The following is a 17,882-nucleotide window of genomic DNA, read 5'->3' on the forward strand; positions in this document are numbered from 1 at the left end:
GCTACAGTTAAATAAAAAGAGCAGGAGGTTTTTTTGTGCTGGATTGGATTTTACAGTTGCAACCGTGGCAGCAGGCATTAACAGGCACGGCTTTTACGTATTTTATGACGGCCCTCGGTGCGGCATTAGTGTTTTTCTTTAAAGAAATCAAAAAAGATGTTTTAAATTTGATGCTTGGTTTTGCCTCAGGGGTCATGATTGCAGCTAGTTTTTGGTCTTTACTAGATCCAGCTATTGCCCGTGCAGAAGAAAATGGTTCGCAATTTCCTTGGCTTGTCGTGGCGATTGGGTTTGGGGTAGGAGGATTATTTTTATATCTAGCCGATAAAACGATTCCCCACATGCACTTTGGTCCAGATCATGAACAAGAAGGACTGCCAACGCATTTGAAACGGACGATTTTATTAGTGTTTTCGATTACGTTACACAATATTCCAGAAGGACTTGCTGTAGGGGTGGCATTTGGTGCGGCAGCTAGTGCAGACAACCCAACGGCGGCGGTCTTGGCGGCAATTTCAGTCGCGTTAGGAATTGGGATTCAAAATTTCCCAGAAGGTGCGGCTGTTTCGATTCCATTACGTCAAGAAGGGCTAAGTCGGACAAAAGCGTTTATTTACGGCCAAGCCTCCGGAATTGTTGAACCGATTGCCGGAGTGATTGGGGCCATTTTAGTTTCACGCATGACAGCAATTTTGCCTTATGCGTTAGCTTTTGCTGCTGGGGCAATGATTTATGTCGTGGTAGAAGAATTAATTCCAGAAGCACAGCAAGAAAGTTCAAGCCATCGTCATTTTGCTGTTTTTGGAACGATGTTGGGCTTTATGATTATGATGATTTTAGACGTGGCATTAGGTTAAAATAGCAGTAAAAAATACCAGACGCCCGCTGATAGATTTAGTAAAAGCTAACACTGTCAGTTGCGTCTGGTATTTTTTGGCTAGAGAATTAATAGTAGCGTCTTTGGTTATGTTTTGCAGAAGCGCCAGTTAACCAACGGACAAGTGCAATTGCAATTAATAAGGGAATTCCAAAACGAAAGGCTAATGCAAGCAAAGAACCCGCAATTCCTAAGACAATATTTAAAACGATCCCGGCGACAAAAAGAAACCCAATAACCATCAAGATACGCATTAACATTGAATTATTTTCCATAATAACTCCTCCATTTATTTAAAAGCCAATAATTGCTGTCAAAATGACAGTCAAACTACTTGTATCCTGTTTTAAAAGTAGTTGCTTTTGCTATGAAACTAGCATAGCAAGAATAACGTCTGTTTTAATCAGCCCCAAGTCCGATATTTTGCTGGTCCTTGGGGTAGATTTTAAAAAAATTAAGACAAATGAAGTTCTTATTTTGTGATTGTCGTCTTTTTTGCTATGCTTAATTTAATAACTAAGTAACGGGATAAATTGATAAGAAAAGGCTGGAAACAACAGGAAAGAAGGGGTTTGATGGAATTAAAGCTGGGTAATGAAAATTTCCAACGGGCGGCTAGTTGCTATATTCGGATGGAAGTTTTTGTTTTGGAAAGAGGGATTCCTCTAGCAGAAGAATTTGATGACTTAGATACTACTGACAGGTATTATGCTGTGATTTATGATGGTGATTTGCCAGTAGCGACAGGACGGATTTTTATTGAAGATGAAAAAACGATTCGCCCCACGCGAATCGCCACGTTAAAAGAGTATCGCAAACAAAATTTAGGGGCTAAAATTATGACCGCCATTGAAGATTATGGCATAGCAAATGGCTATGTTCGCTCTTTAGTTCACGCGGAGCAAACGGCGGTCGGTTTTTATCAAAAATTAGGCTACACTATTTGCTCAGATATCTATTATGAAGATGGCGTTGCGTGTCAATCTTTAGAAAAAAACTTGTGAAATAGGTTGTGACAAAAGCGTACAGCTTCAAGAAATAAGACGGAATTTTCGAAAATTGTTTGTCAAATTTTTTGGAAATTCCGTCTTCTTTCCGAAGAAGCGGCTTCTATCAGACCGGTTATTCAAAAATAATAGGTTGTGACAAGTCTTCTGTCACAACCTATTTTCATGTTGATAAATGTTATTTTATAGCAACTAAAGATCACAATAGAATTATTTAGCGAGTGAAATATTTTGATCCTATATAAGCGGTAAAAGGAAGGGTCGCAACTGTCATAATGCCGGCGAGAAAGCTCACGACGATTTCGGCTACAAAAGCTTTGGCATTGATTAATGTTTCAAAAGAATAGTGTAAATCACTAAACCAAAAAATGAGCGCTAAATTATTGGCTACAAAGGCAAAAAAGAGCGTGTGAATACTTGAGCCTAAAATCTCTTGGACGACTTTCATACTGGAGGAAAAAAGATCTTTCATCTTTAAAACTTGTCCTTGGTAACGCAGTTCATAAAGCGCACTAGCAACCGCCATACTCGCATCAATCACAGCTCCTGACATACTCATAATAATTAAAATTGTCGTCAGCGCCTGAAAAGGTACTGCAACTGAAAAATCAAGTGAGGCCAGTTCATCAATTTCTTCTGGTGTAAAACCCGAAATAGCAATCATTTTGGTTAAAAATGGGATAAAAAGTAACATCAAAAGAAATGTTATTATCGCACAAAAAAAGGCGAGTTTAGTCTTTTCATTATAGCCATTGGTATAAAATAAAATAATGCTTGTAAGGGCGAGTAAGACGATTAGAAAAACTGGCACCACAGCAAAATTACGACTGATTAAATAAATGGCGGCTAAAAAAAGTGTCAACGTCATAAAAATGCCAGTAATTAAATAAAAGGCGGGTTTGCCCAAGATAATAAAACTTAAAAGACAAAGGATGAAAAAAAGGAAAATCAAGACGTTCACGCTTTTCTCCTCCTTTCTAAAATAACGCACAAAAGACTAGCGGGAATCGAAAGTAAAATGGTAAAGGCGCCACAAAACGCGCGCAGTAACTCCAGTGATAAATGTAATTGAAGCGTGGAAACAAATGGCCAGCCGTTTTTTAAATAAAAAATCAGCATTGGAATAGCGCCACTTAAATAGGCAAATAATAACACGTTCATCATAGAAGACGTAACATCTTGGGCAATACGACGACCAGAGCGCAACAACTCTTTTTGGGAGATAGTGGGTTGTTGATAGACAAGTTCTTTTAAAGAAGATACTAAAGTTACCACCATATCAACAGCCGCCCCAATACCTCCGATAAGCAAACTACCGTAAAAAACCCCCAAATAAGGTCGGGTTAGAAATTGCATTTCTTCAAAGCGAATCCCATTGTTTTCAAATAATTTTAATGCCGTTAGACAAATTAAAAATCCTCCTAATACAATACCGCCAGTGGTTAAAATTAAATCAATCCGAAAAGCTTTAATACCGTAATTGGCTAAAAAAGTGATGATAATCGAGCTGGCACCATAAAGAAACATTAAGCCAAGCGTTGGTAGCCCAGAAAATAGTGTATCTAAGCGCAGGAGGAAAAAAAGTACGCCTAAGTTTAACGCCAACCCCCAAAGTGCCAACACACCACTTTTTCCACCTAAGAGTAAGACTAGACTCAAAAAGACAAAAATAATTGCCACCACAACACCATCTTGTTTTTCGGCGATGATTTCTTCTTTGTTAGAATTTAGTAAAAGTTGTTGACCAACTTTAAAAGAAATTGTTAGTGCCGCGACACTATGGGCATCGGTTTTAAGCGTGACCGCCTCTTTTTGGTGATTGACCAGCTGGCCTGAAATTTTAATCTGATCATCTTGTTTTTGTACTTTTTTTACGGCTAAAACTGGTGACTGGTAAAAAATACCGCTATAACGTTGCACTAAAAAACCAGCCAGCACAGAAATTAGGATTAATAAAAATAAGGTAATGATTTTTTTCTTCACTAAAATTTGCTCCGTTCTTTTAAGCTAATAGTAAAAATATACACCTTGCTTATAGAGGTGACAAATGTAGCAATTATCATTTGAAAAGTGAGGGCTTTCTTTTGTCCATAATTGCTAGCTAGATCAAAATGAAAATCTTGCGAGGTTACTAAAGAGTAAAAAATTCCGATCAGATCTTTACCTTCACGGAAAAACCTGCTTGTAAAAAATTCTCTACTTAATTTTTATTTGTTATTTTATTTTTAGAAACTGAAAAAATGTGATGATGTGAACGAAATAAAAAAACAAGTACCATTTTCATCTTGCATAATCTGAAAACGCATACTATACTGAGGTCAAACTTTTTAAAGAAAGTAGGAAATGTGATGTTCTTTAATAAAAAGAAAAAGAGTGAAACAATCTACACCCCAATTGACGGTACTTTAAAAGGGTTAGAAGCAGTAAGTGATCCTGTTTTTTCAGAAAAAATGATGGGGGACGGCTTTGCTGTCACACCTAGTGATGGCACCTTGTATGCTCCAATAAACGGCACAATTTCAAGTGTTTTTCCGACAAAACACGCCATCGGTCTCACTTCAAAAAACGGGGTGGATATTTTAATTCACATTGGGATTGATACGGTCGAATTAGAGGGTGCTCCTTTTGAAATTTTCGTCAAAGAAGGAGATAACGTAACTCCAACAACAAAAATTGCGACAATTGATTTACCCCTTTTAGCGACAAAAGAAAAAGAAAACGATGTGATGGTTGTTTTCACCAATATGGATGCCATCAAATCAATTGATTTAAAAATAACAGGAAGATTGCAACATGGCGCAGAATTAGGTGCGGTGGTTACAAATTAAAGATACCAATATAGTTATAAAAATCATATTGACACCGTTTACAAAATCTGTTAAATTGAGCATGCAGTAAAGAAAGGGTCCATCATGAAAGTTATTAAAGTGCTAAATAATAGTGCGGCAATCGTTATGGAAAACGATCATGAAGCAATCGTGATCGGCAATGGTCTTTCTTTTGGCAAAAAAACTGGGGATAAAATTGACCCCAATCAAGTTGAGCGTAAATTTGTAGCCAATACGAATCAAATCGATGAGAAATTTCAAAAACTTTTTGAAAAAATTAGTTATGAAGAGTCGACATTGGCTTTTGAGATTATTGAGCATTTTAAGCAAAACTTGACGTATCCGCTAAATGATTTGATTTATCTTTCTTTAGCCGATCATATCAGCTTTGCCATTGAACGTGCCAAAACAGGGGTGTATTTGCCCAATGCGGTACTTCATGAAGTTCAAATGTTTTATCCTGCGGAATATCGTTTAGGGGAATGGGCAGTGTCTCTTTTAAATGAAAGGGCACAAGTCGATTTGCAAGCAGATGAAGCTGGATTTATCGCCTTACACATCATTAATGCCCGCTGGCGAGGCGAAAGTCATTCTGAACAGGATTTTAACAAAATTATTAGTGATTTAATCGCCCTTTTAAACGATGTCTATCAACGGGATTTCAAGCAAGATAGCATTAATTATCATCGTTTGGTGACGCATTTGAAATACTTTCTTTTGCGGGAATTTGGGATGAAACAACAAGTTCAAGTGGATGATTTTGGTTATTTTGACCAAGTAATTCAAGATTTTCCTCATGCTTACTTAGGGGCGCAAAAAATTTCGCAATACTTGGAAACATTTTTTGGTCACCAAGTACCAAAAGAAGAAAAGGTCTTTTTAACCATTCATATTAATCGTATTCTTCAAAACTAGAGTGTTACTATTCGGTAGGCAAGATCTAGTCAGAAGGGTTTCTAAAACGCAGTGACGACTGCGGTCTTTAGGCTACCTTCTGACTAGGTCTTTTTTATATTTTAATTTTTAAAAGCGTTTTCTTATAACTTGTAGCATGCCAAGTTAACAGGTGACCTTTTAAACCTAAAATTTCGTCACAATTTTTATTCGCAGTTTTTAGAAAGTAAAAAAGACCATTGCAAAAGATTTTTACTTTTGGGTTTTAAAAAGCTTTTGCAAAACCACATCAATTAGGAGGAATGAAAATGAGTAACGCAGCGACAGTATCACGAACACTACGAACAAGAGTTTTGAGCTTTTTACAAGAATTAGGGAAAACCTTTATGTTTCCTGTTTCAACTTTGGCTTTTATGGGGATTTTAGTTGGATTAGGTAGTTCCGTAACTTCTGCGGCGATGATTGAAAAGTTGCCCTTTTTAGGTAATGATATTATTCAATTTATTTTTAGTTTTATGAACACAGTTGGGGGCTTTGGTTTTACCTATTTACCAGTCATGTTTGCCATGGCAATTCCATTTGGCATGTGTAAAAGAAACAAAGGTGTGGGGGCCATCGCCGCTTTTGCCGGCTATGTGGCAATGAATCTATCGATTAATTTCTTGCTCAATTATCGGGGAGAATTAGCCGATGCTGATAATATGAAAATCGCTGGTCAAAATATGGTACTAGGGATCCAAAGTATTGAAATGGGTGTTTTGGGCGGAATTATCGTTGGTTTAATCGTTTATGCTTTGCAAGAAAAATTCCAAGATATTCGCTTACCTGATGCTTTTTCATTCTTTGGCGGAATTCGTTTTATTCCAATTATTAGCGTGTTGGTTTTAGGGTTAGTTGGTTTAATCGTTCCTTTTACTTGGCCGGTATTACAATCTGGGATTGAAGCGTTAGGCAATGGGATTCAAGGCGCCGGAATTTTTGGTCCATTTTTATATGGATTAGGGGTTTTATTATTGAAACCGTTTGGGATGCACCATATCTTACTGGCTTTGGTTCGTTTTACTGAAGCTGGCGGTACACAGGTAGTAGATGGCAAACCAATTTCGGGCGCTTTAAATATTTTTTATGCTGAATTAAATGCCGGTGCACCAATTTCACATCAAGCAACTGCGTTTTTATCACAAGGATTTATGCCAACTTTCATGTTTGGTTTACCAGCGATTTGTTTAGCCATTTATTTAACAGCGTATAAGAAAAATCGTCCTGGCATCAAAGGAATTTTGATTTCTGCTGTCTTGGTAGCTGTTGTAACTGGAATTTCAGAACCGACTGAATTCTTGTTCTTATTTTTAGCGCCAAGTTTATACTTGTTCCACTCTGTAATGTCTGGCGCAGCGTTAATGGTGATGAGTTTGATCGGAGTCAATATCGGTAATACCGATGGCGGGATTTTGGACTGGTTGATTTTTGGTATCATGCAAGGCAATGAAACGAAATGGTATTTATTAATTCCAGTGGGGATTGTCTGGTTTGCCATTTACTTCTTTGTGTTCCGCTGGTATATTTTAAAACACAATTTGGAAACACCAGGACGAGAAGAAGACGAAGTAGCTTTAGCTGACGGCGTTACTGCGAAACCAAAAACATTTACTAAAGGCAATGGTATATACGATCCAGGTGTTATTTTAGAAGCGCTAGGTGGTAAAAGCAATGTAACAAGTTTAGACAATTGTGTGACGCGTTTGCGTTTGCAGTTAAAAGATAAAAGTTTAATGGATAAAGCAACTTTGAAAAAAGCGGGGGCATTGGCGATTGTGGAACTAGATGACCACAATGTTCAGGTAGTTATCGGAGCACAAGTACAAACTGTGAAAAACGGCATTGAAGAAATGATGGTGAGTTTGGCATGATGAAAGTAGATTATCAATTCGATCAAATGACCGACCGAAGAATTGATCATGCGAGAAAGTGGGATCAAAAAATTATTCAAAGTAAATATCCTGGCACCCCAAAAGACTGTATTCCGATGTGGATTGCCGATATGGATTTTAAGGCTGCACCTGCGATTAATGAAGCCTTTATGAAAATTGCGCAAAATGGGGCTTACGGCTATACGTATGCTTATGATGGATTTTACGAAGCAGTGATGAATTGGCATAAACGGCGTCACAATAATCAGGTAGAAAAAGATTGGATTACCTTATCTTATGGTACGGTTTCAACGATTCATTACTTGTATCAAGCATTTTGTCAACCCAATGATTGTGTCATTATGAATACGCCAGTTTATGATCCTTTTCGTTATGCTGCTGTGCATAATGGAATTAATGTTGTCGCAAACACACTTAAACTTGTTGCAGGCCGATATGAAATTGATTTTGACTTATTAGAAGAACAATTACGCACAAGACGGCCGAAAATTTTTCTGTTTTGCTCACCTCACAATCCGTCTGGTCGCATGTGGGAACTAGCAGAAATAAAAAAGGTGGCGCAGTTGTGTCAGCAATACGGAACAATCTTTGTCTGTGATGAAGTCCATTCAGAAATTATCTTAAGTGGTAAATTTATTTCCGCTTTACAACTGCCTGAAAGTTATTATGATAATTTGATTGTGCTGACTTCACCGAATAAAGGCTTCAATCTAGGTGGACTAAAGACGTCTTATTCGATTATCCCAAATGAACAATTACGGCGCACGTTTTGTCACCGTTTGGAAATGAATTCAATTACTTCACCGAATTTATTTGGCGTAGTCGGCATTATTACTGCCTATAATGAGTGTGAAGACTGGCTGGATGCTATGACAGACTACATTCGGGAAAATTATTGCTATACTAAAGAATTCATCGAAAAAAATCTGCCTGACTGGCAATTAATGGAGATGTCAGCGTCTTATCTGCCGTGGATTGATATTTCAAAAACAGGAAAAACCGCGTTAGACATTGTCGAACCTTTGGCAAAAATTGGTGGTGTCATTATTGAACCGGGCACCAATTACGCCAGTGACGGCGAAAACTTTGTCCGCTTAAATATTGGTACTCCTAAGCCAATTTTAGTTGAAGCACTAAACCGGATTAAATCATTTATGGTGAGAAATTAATCGAAAAAAAACAAAAAAGCTGTGACACATTTAAAGTGACCTAAAAGAATTCAAGCAAAAGGCGAATTCTTTTAGGCGCTTTTTTGTCACAGCTTTTATACTATTTTTTTTAAATCATCTACCTATTTAAAAAGATTAGGAATTCACGATATAATCAGGTTCTTTATTTTGTAAAACGGCTATGGCGTTTTGGGCCACAATCATAGCCATCGCATCGCGGGCTTCAACAGTAGCATTACCAATATGCGGCGTTAAGATTACTTGTGACATTTGTTTTAAAGTATCACTGACTTTGGGTTCAAATTCATAAACATCTAAAGCGGCACCGGCGATTTTTTCTGTTTGTAAGGCTGTAATTAAATCTGCTTCTGAGACAATTGGTCCTCTAGAAGCATTGATTAAAAATGCGCCAGGTTTCATTTGCGCAAAGGCTGCTTGGTCAATTAAATGATATGTGCCATTGGTTAAAGGTGTATGCAAACTAATCACATCTGCTTGAGCTAAAACTTCTGCTTGTGAAAGATAAGTAGCCCCTAAAGTTTCTTCTACTTCTTTTGGTAGTTGGTGGCGTTGACTGTAAATAATTTTCATGCCAAAAGCTTTCAAACGCTTGGCTACTCCTTGACCGATTTGTCCCATGCCGATAATGCCTAATGTCTTATCTTTTAATTCATGACCTAAAAAGAAAAGAGGTGCCCAACCGGAAAAGCCAGTCGTGCGCATTAAGTGATCCCCCGCTACAATGCGGCGACTTAATGAAATGATTAGGCCGGCCGTAAGTTCTGCGGTGGCATCGGTTGAAACAAAGGGCGTGTTGGTAACATAAATCCCTTTTTCTTTCGCGTAGTCTGTGGCAATGTTATTAAATCCGGCGCCAAAGTTAGCAATTAATTTCAATTTAGGCGCGGCATCAATAATTGCGGCATCGACCGTGGTGGAAAGTGGTGTAATTAAAACGGTGCTGTCTTTTACTTTTTGTTGTAACGTTGCTTGATCGATTAGTCCTTCACCGGTGAACATTTCAAATGAAATATTATTTTCTTGTAACAGTTGGATGCCCTTTTCAGGAATTTTAGCTGAGATATAAATTTGTGCCATCATGTTCCCTCCTCTTCTTTCTTTAATTGTAAAGTTCTTAGTGAAATAAGTCGAAAACTTTGAATTATTCTCACAGTGGTTGTAGTAAAATTTTCGTCTGCAAAAAGAAACCGATGTCATTTTTTGTGGGAAAGTTAGTTAAAGGAAGGTATAATGAAATAAAATTACCGATTAGTTAGACTTGGGGTAGAATTTAGTATAAAAGGAGCAATCAAAATGAAAGCAGTTATCACCAGTGAAGAGTTTTATACAGAAGGTGGCTGTAATGCCTGCCAACCTTTTACGATGGCGACGTATGATTTAACGTTTGAAGACGGCACGACAACATCACTTGAGGAGTTAGATGTTTCTTCTTTAATTATGGCGTTGGCGCAAAAAAATCAGTGGCGCCAATCTTATGAAGAGGATGGTTTTGATGATATTTTAATTTATCAAAAAGAAGCGACAAAAATCACCGTCAAAGAAACCCTGCGTCAAATCACTTTTGAAAAAGCTGGCACGACCCAAACTTTTGTGAAAAAAGACTGTGATTTAACAGCTTTATTTTCCCGTGTCAATGAAATTGCTAAAGGTTTTTTTGCACTTTCAAATACTGATTTCGAAGTAAGACCTTTGGAAAAATAAAAAGCATTCAATCAATGAAATGAAGGCTATCGCATATCATTATTTATTTGTAAGTGAAGTCCTAGAATGAAAAAACATGCTGGTGCTCTAAAGTGAAGCGACCCTCAAAAGGTAGACCAACAAATCTAACTTTTTGGGGGCACTTCACACTTCAAAGCGCAGGCGTGTTTTTTTAGTATGTAAGAAAATTATGTGCTTTTCGATTTATTTAATGAGTTCAGTCTGCTTTTTTCATGGCGCTAAAGTAAAAAAGTAGGCAACAAAAAAGCACCTGCTGACTATTTTCGCAGATGCTTTTTAAGAATAACTGGAATCTTCCATGGGAGTTTACTCCTTACGCAGATTTTTGTAATTCTTGAACCGCTTGTTCAATCGTTACACCGGTAGCAAAGTGATTACTGTTGCGTTGGTCAAAAACGATAAACAAGTTCAACTTGGTGTCCAACGTTACCCGATAAGGTACGTTTGTTTTTGTGTTATAGAATGTCATATTCATTCTCCTTTCTTTGTTTTGCTGACGAAAGGCAACTAAGTTGATAACGAAATTCCACTGTTATCATACAGCCATTTCAGAAAATTTTCAAACAAAACGCTTCTTTGCAAGCATATTTGGGCCGTGTCCTTACCAATTCCCCATTTTTTTCAGTCTTCACTGAAATTATCGACCGTTTTATAAACTGATTCTCCCTATAATAAGGGTATCAACAAATTAGGAGGACATGCTTATGAAATGGTATCAGTTAAAGACAACACAAGTTTTACAAAAATTAGCAAGCCAAACAGATGGTTTAAATAAAACACAACGACAAGAACGTTTAATGGAAAATGGTGAAAATAAAATTGCCGAAAAACAACAGGTAAAACCTTGGCGCAAATTTTTAAAACATTTTACCGATTTATTAATGCTCGTTTTACTTTTTGCCGCTATTTTAAAATTTATGACCGGTGACTTGGTAGAAGGGGGCATTATCTTACTTGTGGTGGTGGTTAATGGCTTGGTTAGTTACTGGCAAGAACGAAAAGCCGAGGAATCACTGGATGGTTTAAAGCAGATGATGAGTCAAGAAGCAGTGATTTTAACGAATGGGCAAAAAGAAACCGTGCCTACAACCTCCATTGTTCCGGGCGACATTTTATATTTAAAAGCCGGAGACGTGGTGGCAGCAGATGTGCGCCTAGTGGAAGTTCACGATTTAGTAGTCGAAGAGGCAATTTTAACTGGTGAAGCTGAGGCCGTTGAAAAAAATACGACGGAAATTTTGCAAGAAGCAATGGCTGGCGATCAAAAAAATATGGCGTTTTCCGGTACACTGGTGCAAGCGGGTTCTGCTACAGGGGTTGTCGTTGCAACTGGGAGCGACACAGAAATTGGGAAAATCAATCAGGCGCTACAAACAGTAACGGAAACTACTACCCCACTGGTACGCAAGATGCACCAGTTAAATAAGCAAATTTTTCGTGGTATTCTCGTTTTAATTCTCTTCTTAATTTTCTTTACCACGTTCCGGTATGGTATGGAATTAAACTTACTTTTCTCGGCTATGATTGCGTTAATTGTGGCCATGATTCCAGAAGGTTTACCAGCGGTTTTAACGATGATTTTATCCCTTGGAGTTAAAGAGATGGCGACAGAAAATGCCATCATTAAAAGTATGCCTTCTGTGGAAACATTGGGCTCAATGACGGTTATTTGCTCTGATAAAACCGGTACGTTAACGAAAAATGAAATGACAGTTGTGAATACCGCTACTGACAATAAAGCGTTATTAATGGAAATTATGAATAACTGTCAAGATTTGAAACTACAAGACGATGAAGATGTTAAAAAATTAAAAGGCAATCCGACTGAATTGGCACTCTTACATTACGTAGCCGATGAAAAACTACCATTAAGAAAACAAATTGGTAAAATTCCTTTTAGTTCCAGTACCAAATATATGGCAACGATGCATAAAACAGCTACTGGTAATTGTATTTTTATTAAAGGCGCACCAGAAGTTTTACTAGCAAAAGCCAAATTAAGTGCTGCTGAAATGAAGTCTTGGCAACAACGCGCTTCAAGTTTTGCTAAAAAAGGACAGCGGGTCTTAGCCTTTGCTGTTAAAAATGTAGCCGCTGATACAATCCTTAACGCAGAAATGTTAACAGATTTAGAATTTGTTGGACTAGTGGGCATTATTGATCCACCCAAAGAAAGTGCGATTCAAGCGATAAAAGAAAGCCAAGCTGCTGGTATCACGGTTAAAATGATTACCGGCGATCACAAAGATACAGCCCAAGCGATTGGTAGTCAAATTGGGTTAAAGCACACTGCCCAAGTTTTAGAAGGAATAGAAATTGACCTATTAACTGATGAAGAATTAGCGCAAGCGGTTAAAAAAGTAGATATTTTTGCCCGTACTACGCCCGAGCACAAATTACGAATTGTTACCGCCCTTCAAAATAATGGCGAAGTAGTCGGCATGACTGGTGATGGCGTAAACGATGCACCAGCGTTAAAGAAAGCTGATATCGGTATTGCGATGGGAATTAAAGGTAGTGAAGTAACTAAGCAGGCCGCAGATATGGTTTTAGCTGATGATAATTTCCACACGATTGCTAAAGCAGTTAAAGAAGGACGTCGGATTTTTGATAACTTAAAGAAAACTATCAACTTTTTCTTACCATCGGCTTTAGCTCAAGGCTTGATTGTAGTCATTGCGTTATTATTAAATCGTCCTTTGCCACTAACACCAGTTCAAATTTTATGGGTGAACATGGTGACAACTATTACGCTTTCTTACGCTTTAGGGTTTGAAAAAGCCAGTCAAGATACGATGACGCGGCCACCGCGACCAGTCAATGAAGGCATATTGTCAGGTTATAGCTTGTTTCGAATTGTCTATGTCTCGTTAATTATTGTCTTACCGGCTTACTTTATTGCGTTACAATTTGAAGGTGCGGCATTACAGCAGACAATTCTACTACAAACAATTGTGATGGCCCAAGCTGTTTACATGTTAAATTGTCGGGAATTACTAAAGCCAGCGTTAAATAAAGCGATGTTCCAAAATAAAGCGTTGTTTATTTCCTTAGCGCTATTACTTTTATTGCAGACAATTGTCGTCTTTACACCGATTGCTCAAAATCTAATCGGTACTACAAGCTTAAATATGATGCAACAACTGCTAGTCTTAGGTCATGTTGGTATCTTGTTTGCAATCGTAGAAACAGAAAAGTGGTTAACGCGTCGCTTTTCTAAAAGAGCAGCAGTCCAAAAAGTTAACTAATTACAAATAAGTTTCATAAGTGAGCTCGGCCAACTGGCGGAGCTCATTTTTAGTTGGAAAAGTAGAAATATAAAAAATAGGCAAGTCACTTTGATCCAAAGGAAAATTTGAAACGATTAAATCTTTGTCACTCGCTTTTAAGTGGGGCAAATCAGTAACTTCAATGGTCTTTAATGCAATTCTCTTACCTAAGTAGTCGTTTAATTCTTGTTCGACAAAAGCTTTCCAGGCAGGTTCGCTTTGAAATAAAAAGTAAACGGTTCGTGTTTTTGCTTGCAGTGAAAAAAAGGCCTGTTGTTGCAATAACGCAATCAAATGCAGCAAATAAACCGGTTTGTTTTCTTTAGCTTCAGTTAAATCTTGTTGCAATAGCCGCAAATTATCTGCTTGCAATGTGGCAAATGTGGCCTTTTGGGGTGGCGAATGTTGATAGTCGGCTTCAAATTTATCCGCTAAATCAGGAGATTCATTATATTTCAAAAGTAAAAGCATTAAATTTTCAGCCAAATTTGTAGCGTTTAAAGTAGGTAGTTGAAAATCTTGGCTCCACTGTAAGACAAACTGTTTGGTGCGGGCTGTTAAATCATGATAATTGTGGGTAAGTACCTGCTGTAAGTGTAAGCCAAATTGATTATTGTAATTCCAGCTTTCTAAAAAACAGAAAAATGCAAAAAATAATTCGTTTCCTTCTAAATAAACGCCTTCTTTTTGATAAAGCGCCTTTAGATAAGGGGTGTATAATTGAAACAAAGCATCTTCTTTAAATGAAAATTCAGGCAGCAAACAGCGGGTTTTATTGCGGATGGTATTAATGAAAAACCAACAAACACCAAAAATCTCTTCGGTTTCTGCTTGAATTTGAGCTTTTTTTACTTGCTGTAAAAATTGAAAGTAATGGACTTCGTGTACGGCATAATCGCTAAAAAAGTAATTATTATGGGTAAAAGGAACTAAAAGCCGATGATAAAAAATACGAATATTACTTTCTAAACCTTCAAATTTGGCGTTAGTGGCAGTTAATTTAATTTGTAAATGATAATCTTGTAATTGGGTATTTATCTTTTTGGTATGCCGCTTTAGTGTTTCAAAAGAAACACCAGTGGCGTTTAAAAAAGGTTTAATCGCTAAATTTGGTTGAAATAACAATGCTTTTATTAATTGCACGCTAAGAGAATAGGGCAAAAAAACATCCCATAGATCGTTGGTTAATGCTTCTTTTGTTCTTTGTAAGGCAATTCCGCTACTGTCGGTTTTGATTTGCCAGTCTTTTGGCAACTGTTCTTTAATGATTTGCAAATCGGAAAAAACCGTTCGTTCTGTCGTTTGCAGCTGATTTGCTAGTTCTTTGGCGGTAATTTGCGGCTGATGTAACAGTTGCTCTAATAAACGAATTTGCCGGTGTAGATCTTTTTCTGTGATAATTCTCTTTAATAGCGCATACATTATAAGCTCCCCCTTTGTTTTTAGCATACGGAGAAAAAAAGTTCTCGTCAAGACGAAGCCGGTGAATCGGTTAGTAAAGCAAAAGGAACTAAAAGTAAAAAAATTAGTCAGAAAAAATGCTCAATTTGTCACAAACGAAAAAATAAAGGCTATTTTTTTGATTAGAAGAAAAAAAGTTTCATGAGATTTTTGCTATGTGTTATCTGAGATAATTTTCTGAAAGTTTTCCCTCCCAAATGCGTAAACTAGTTTACGTGAGAAAACAAAACCTAACATCAAAATGTTAGAAGTGCCTTGAATTTCATTTTAATCAGGGTAAAATCTTTTAAAAATCCTACGAAATATTTTTAGCCCTTCGTGGTGTAAGAAGAAAAATTTGCTGGCACAACCTGTGTCCCAAATTTTTTTTGCCCAAAATTGGTTTTTGATGCTGAAAGTGGTGAAAAATGTCCGTGGGATCAAGAAAGGTGTTCTTTATGTCAAAATATCAGCGCAAAGTGCTAGTTTCTACCTCAGCAGGGATTGCTCTTGAGAACATGGATATTATGTTCTTATCTTTTTCCTTGTCTACCATTATTACAACTTTTGGTATTACAGGAACGCAAGCCGGTTTTATTTCGACTATTACCAACCTCGGTATGTTAGTCGGCGGAATTATTTTTGGAATTTTAGCTGATAAATACGGGCGGGTAAAAGTTTTTTCCCAAACCGTGATCATCTTCTCGGTTGCTTCGTTACTAATGTTTTTTGCTTCTAATATTTATCTGGTTTATCTTTTCCGCTTTATTGCCGGAATTGGCGCCGGTGGGGAATATGGGGCATGTATGTCTTTAATCTCTGAAACATTTTCTAAAAAACACCTCGGCCGCGCCACTTCGACTGCGGCAATCGGTGCGCAAGTCGGCGCCATTTTAGCTGCTGTTTTAGCTTCTTTCATTATTCCATTACTTGGTTGGAAAATGCTATATGTTATCGGTGTGATTCCCGTTTTATTAGTTTTAGATATTCGGCGCGGCTTAAAAGAACCCGCATCTTTTACCCAAAATCACAATGATAAACAAGCCGGAAAATTCTCATTACTTTTTGCTGACAAACAGACAGCTTGGCAAACAATTGGTCTAAGTTTAATGGTGACTGTACAAATTGCGGGCTACTTTGGCTTAATGAACTGGTTGCCTTCTATTATGCAAAAACAATTACATTTATCGGTTTCGGGTTCGTCTTTATGGATGATTAGTACTATTTTAGGTATGTGTTTGGGGATGATGACCTTTGGAACGGTGATGGATAAATTAGGTCCAAGGTTAGCTTATGGTGTTTTTCTAATCTGTTCGGCAGCATCTGTCTTCTTAATTGTTTTAGCTCATGATAAATGGACATTACTAGGAGCAGCAGTAATCGTAGGCTATTTCATTAACGGCATGTATGGGGGTTATGGTGCGATTATTAGTAGCCTTTATCCCACAAGCATTCGCGCTACCGCCAATAATTTTATTATGAATGTGGGGCGGGCGATTGGGGGTTTTTCTTCAGTCGTAATTGGCTTTTTAATGGATCACTATTCCTTAATGACCGTTATTATTTTCTTATCGGTAATTTATTTAGTTAGTTTAGCCGTGATGTTAACTTTACCGGGATTAAAGAAAATGTACGAACAAAAAGAAGTTTTGCCACAACAATAAAAAATAAACCCGTCAGTGTTAGTGCTGGCGGGTTTTTCTTTTTAGTCGCAATACCATCAGTATCCCAAAGCTAATACCTGCTAGGATGAAAAAGATGGTTAGTTGTTCACGGTGTTTACCAAATGTAAAGTAAATATCACTCCAATAAAAATGAAGATCAAACCACCACCAAACTGTATCGAGTAGATAAAAAATTCCAGTTAAAATAAGCAAAAAAATATCCATTTTGTGCCAGGGAGTTTTTCTTGTTAGGGCTAAAAGAATTCCCATGCCAACGAGGGTGATTAAAATAACGAATAAGCCTTCACTAGTTGAATAGGTCATTTTTATTTCCTTTCTTAAAAGATGTTTCACATGAAACAATTTTACCTTGAGTTTCTTTATTTTACGAAGAAAAGCCATTTTTTATCTCTTTTGTTTTAAAATATGATTAAAAGGTAATTTAGTGGGATTTTACAATTAAACTCAGTTAAATCAATCTTGTTTTAAAAAATAAAAAAAATGAAAACAATTCTGCTGCTGTTTGATTAGAAAAACACTAATTGTTTTGTTATAATCAATTAAGGAAAAGGGGTGGCAAGATGAAAAAGTTTTTTATACATGGAATAGTGCTAGTCATCTTAGCCAGCAGTTTAGTGGTGCTATTTTGCCAACTAGTAGAGACTACGCCACAAGCTTTAGCTTACACCACCACTACATATGAAAAAAATTCCCCGACAAAAAGTATCGTGGCACCAGCAATCAACTGGACAGAAAATAAACCTCAAAAAGCAACCCAGCAAACTTTTAGCAAAAAAAGAGGGAATCTAATAGCATTCGGTTTAGGTAGTATTTTAGCATTATTGGCTATTTGGCGCCGGCGAAAAAATTAAATGCACCATTAAAATTGAAAGTTTGGTCGTTACGAAACTTTTCAGGTGAAAAGTTGCTTTAAAACAATACGACAAGACGGTGAATTTGTATTTTTTCCCTCAAGAAGACGGTCAACCTTTACTACCTCAATATGAAAGTGTGTTTAAAAAGAGTAATATGGGTAAAAGCTGTGTTCGGCTAAAAAGTT

Annotated in this window: 17 protein-coding genes; 10 read left to right on the forward strand and 7 right to left on the reverse strand. The window is 37.2% G+C overall.

Annotated elements, in window-relative coordinates; genetic code table 11:
- The first annotated feature begins 35 nt into the window (after positions 1 to 35).
- Complete coding sequence (locus RU96_RS04645) at positions 36 to 857, forward strand: ZIP family metal transporter (protein ID WP_071864373.1); 822 nt, start codon at positions 36 to 38, stop codon at positions 855 to 857.
- A gap of 88 nt (positions 858 to 945) precedes the next feature.
- Here RU96_RS04645 and RU96_RS04650 read toward each other — a convergent pair whose 3' ends face one another.
- Positions 946 to 1,152: a hypothetical protein gene (locus RU96_RS04650; protein ID WP_071864374.1), complete on the reverse strand. Its 207-nt coding sequence runs from the start codon at positions 1,150 to 1,152 to the stop codon at positions 946 to 948.
- Between the two features lie 300 nt (positions 1,153 to 1,452).
- On the opposite strand from RU96_RS04650, the gene RU96_RS04655 reads away from it, so the two are divergent.
- The gene (locus RU96_RS04655; protein ID WP_071864375.1) at positions 1,453 to 1,881 is read left to right on the forward strand and encodes a GNAT family N-acetyltransferase; all 429 of its coding nucleotides are present in this window, start codon (positions 1,453 to 1,455) and stop codon (positions 1,879 to 1,881) included.
- 217 nt (positions 1,882 to 2,098) lie between these two features.
- Here the strand turns inward: RU96_RS04655 and RU96_RS04660 are convergent, their stop codons facing one another.
- Together RU96_RS04660 and RU96_RS04665 are read right to left on the reverse strand one after the other, a co-directional pair.
- Positions 2,099 to 2,845, reverse strand: a complete 747-nt coding sequence (locus tag RU96_RS04660) for a YibE/F family protein (protein ID WP_071864376.1) — start codon at positions 2,843 to 2,845, stop codon at positions 2,099 to 2,101.
- Entirely contained in the window at positions 2,842 to 3,867 is a 1,026-nt protein-coding gene (locus RU96_RS04665; protein WP_071864377.1) for a YibE/F family protein, read from the reverse strand. Before RU96_RS04665 ends, RU96_RS04660 begins: the two co-directional genes overlap by 4 nt.
- 365 nt (positions 3,868 to 4,232) lie before the next feature.
- Here RU96_RS04665 and RU96_RS04670 point away from each other — a divergent pair, with 365 nt between their 5' ends.
- The 4 genes from RU96_RS04670 to RU96_RS04685 all read left to right on the forward strand — a co-directional run bounded on the left by RU96_RS04670 (position 4,233) and on the right by RU96_RS04685 (position 8,706).
- On the forward strand, positions 4,233 to 4,712 hold the full coding sequence (locus RU96_RS04670) for a PTS sugar transporter subunit IIA (protein ID WP_071864378.1): 480 nt from the start codon (positions 4,233 to 4,235) through the stop codon (positions 4,710 to 4,712).
- A gap of 84 nt (positions 4,713 to 4,796) precedes the next feature.
- Positions 4,797 to 5,627, forward strand: a complete 831-nt coding sequence (locus tag RU96_RS04675; protein ID WP_071864379.1) for a PRD domain-containing protein — start codon at positions 4,797 to 4,799, stop codon at positions 5,625 to 5,627.
- Positions 5,628 to 5,914: 287 nt separating this feature from the next.
- On the forward strand, positions 5,915 to 7,516 hold the full coding sequence (malX, locus tag RU96_RS04680; protein WP_071864380.1) for a maltose/glucose-specific PTS transporter subunit IIBC: 1,602 nt from the start codon (positions 5,915 to 5,917) through the stop codon (positions 7,514 to 7,516).
- Positions 7,513 to 8,706 carry a MalY/PatB family protein gene (locus tag RU96_RS04685; RefSeq protein WP_071864381.1) on the forward strand — a complete coding sequence of 398 codons (1,194 nt, stop codon included), beginning with the start codon at positions 7,513 to 7,515 and terminating at the stop codon, positions 8,704 to 8,706. Before malX ends, RU96_RS04685 begins: the two co-directional genes overlap by 4 nt.
- A 135-nt stretch (positions 8,707 to 8,841) precedes the next feature.
- Here the strand turns inward: RU96_RS04685 and RU96_RS04690 are convergent, their stop codons facing one another.
- Positions 8,842 to 9,804, reverse strand: coding sequence for a 2-hydroxyacid dehydrogenase family protein (locus tag RU96_RS04690; RefSeq protein ID WP_071864382.1), 963 nt, complete (start codon positions 9,802 to 9,804; stop codon positions 8,842 to 8,844).
- Between the two features lie 216 nt (positions 9,805 to 10,020).
- On the opposite strand from RU96_RS04690, the gene RU96_RS04695 reads away from it, so the two are divergent.
- Complete coding sequence (locus tag RU96_RS04695; protein WP_071864383.1) at positions 10,021 to 10,428, forward strand: DUF4809 family protein; 408 nt, start codon at positions 10,021 to 10,023, stop codon at positions 10,426 to 10,428.
- 334 nt (positions 10,429 to 10,762) lie between these two features.
- Here RU96_RS04695 and RU96_RS13025 read toward each other — a convergent pair whose 3' ends face one another.
- The gene (locus tag RU96_RS13025) at positions 10,763 to 10,918 is read right to left on the reverse strand and encodes a hypothetical protein (protein ID WP_016173167.1); all 156 of its coding nucleotides are present in this window, start codon (positions 10,916 to 10,918) and stop codon (positions 10,763 to 10,765) included.
- A 235-nt stretch (positions 10,919 to 11,153) separates the two neighbouring features.
- Here RU96_RS13025 and RU96_RS04700 point away from each other — a divergent pair, with 235 nt between their 5' ends.
- Positions 11,154 to 13,697, forward strand: a complete 2,544-nt coding sequence (locus RU96_RS04700) for an HAD-IC family P-type ATPase (protein WP_071864384.1) — start codon at positions 11,154 to 11,156, stop codon at positions 13,695 to 13,697.
- Here the strand turns inward: RU96_RS04700 and mafR are convergent, their stop codons facing one another.
- The gene (gene mafR, locus RU96_RS04705) at positions 13,698 to 15,140 is read right to left on the reverse strand and encodes a global transcriptional activator MafR (RefSeq protein WP_071864385.1); all 1,443 of its coding nucleotides are present in this window, start codon (positions 15,138 to 15,140) and stop codon (positions 13,698 to 13,700) included.
- A 476-nt stretch (positions 15,141 to 15,616) separates the two neighbouring features.
- Here mafR and RU96_RS04710 point away from each other — a divergent pair, with 476 nt between their 5' ends.
- Entirely contained in the window at positions 15,617 to 16,822 is a 1,206-nt protein-coding gene (locus RU96_RS04710) for an MFS transporter (RefSeq protein ID WP_071864386.1), read from the forward strand.
- 18 nt (positions 16,823 to 16,840) lie between these two features.
- On the opposite strand, the gene RU96_RS04715 is transcribed toward RU96_RS04710, so the two are convergent.
- A complete protein-coding gene (locus RU96_RS04715; protein ID WP_249024146.1) occupies positions 16,841 to 17,224 on the reverse strand; it encodes a hypothetical protein in 384 nt (127 codons plus the stop codon).
- A 179-nt stretch (positions 17,225 to 17,403) separates the two neighbouring features.
- Between RU96_RS04715 and RU96_RS04720 the strand changes: the two genes are divergently transcribed.
- Positions 17,404 to 17,694: a hypothetical protein gene (locus RU96_RS04720; RefSeq protein WP_071864387.1), complete on the forward strand. Its 291-nt coding sequence runs from the start codon at positions 17,404 to 17,406 to the stop codon at positions 17,692 to 17,694.
- The last annotated feature ends 188 nt before the right edge of the window (positions 17,695 to 17,882 follow it).

It is taken from the genome of Enterococcus canintestini, from assembly GCF_001885735.1.
GTDB classification, from domain to species: Bacteria; Bacillota; Bacilli; order Lactobacillales; family Enterococcaceae; genus Enterococcus_C; species Enterococcus_C canintestini.

Bases quoted from the DNA above. Each gene is read 5' to 3' on its own strand.
- RU96_RS13025 (WP_016173167.1), bottom strand. From the start codon at position 10,918: ATGACATTCTATAACACAAAAACAAACGTACCTTATCGGGTAACGTTG.
- RU96_RS04720 (WP_071864387.1), top strand. From the start codon at position 17,404: ATGAAAAAGTTTTTTATACATGGAATAGTGCTAGTCATCTTAGCCAGC.
- RU96_RS04685 (WP_071864381.1), top strand. From the start codon at position 7,513: ATGATGAAAGTAGATTATCAATTCGATCAAATGACCGACCGAAGAATT.
- RU96_RS04675 (WP_071864379.1), top strand. From the start codon at position 4,797: ATGAAAGTTATTAAAGTGCTAAATAATAGTGCGGCAATCGTTATGGAA.
- RU96_RS04710 (WP_071864386.1), top strand. From the start codon at position 15,617: ATGTCAAAATATCAGCGCAAAGTGCTAGTTTCTACCTCAGCAGGGATT.
- RU96_RS04715 (WP_249024146.1), bottom strand. From the start codon at position 17,224: ATGGCTTTTCTTCGTAAAATAAAGAAACTCAAGGTAAAATTGTTTCAT.
- RU96_RS04650 (WP_071864374.1), bottom strand. From the start codon at position 1,152: ATGGAAAATAATTCAATGTTAATGCGTATCTTGATGGTTATTGGGTTT.
- RU96_RS04690 (WP_071864382.1), bottom strand. From the start codon at position 9,804: ATGGCACAAATTTATATCTCAGCTAAAATTCCTGAAAAGGGCATCCAA.
- malX (WP_071864380.1), top strand. From the start codon at position 5,915: ATGAGTAACGCAGCGACAGTATCACGAACACTACGAACAAGAGTTTTG.
- RU96_RS04700 (WP_071864384.1), top strand. From the start codon at position 11,154: ATGAAATGGTATCAGTTAAAGACAACACAAGTTTTACAAAAATTAGCA.
- RU96_RS04695 (WP_071864383.1), top strand. From the start codon at position 10,021: ATGAAAGCAGTTATCACCAGTGAAGAGTTTTATACAGAAGGTGGCTGT.
- RU96_RS04655 (WP_071864375.1), top strand. From the start codon at position 1,453: ATGGAATTAAAGCTGGGTAATGAAAATTTCCAACGGGCGGCTAGTTGC.
- mafR (WP_071864385.1), bottom strand. From the start codon at position 15,140: ATGTATGCGCTATTAAAGAGAATTATCACAGAAAAAGATCTACACCGG.
- RU96_RS04670 (WP_071864378.1), top strand. From the start codon at position 4,233: ATGTTCTTTAATAAAAAGAAAAAGAGTGAAACAATCTACACCCCAATT.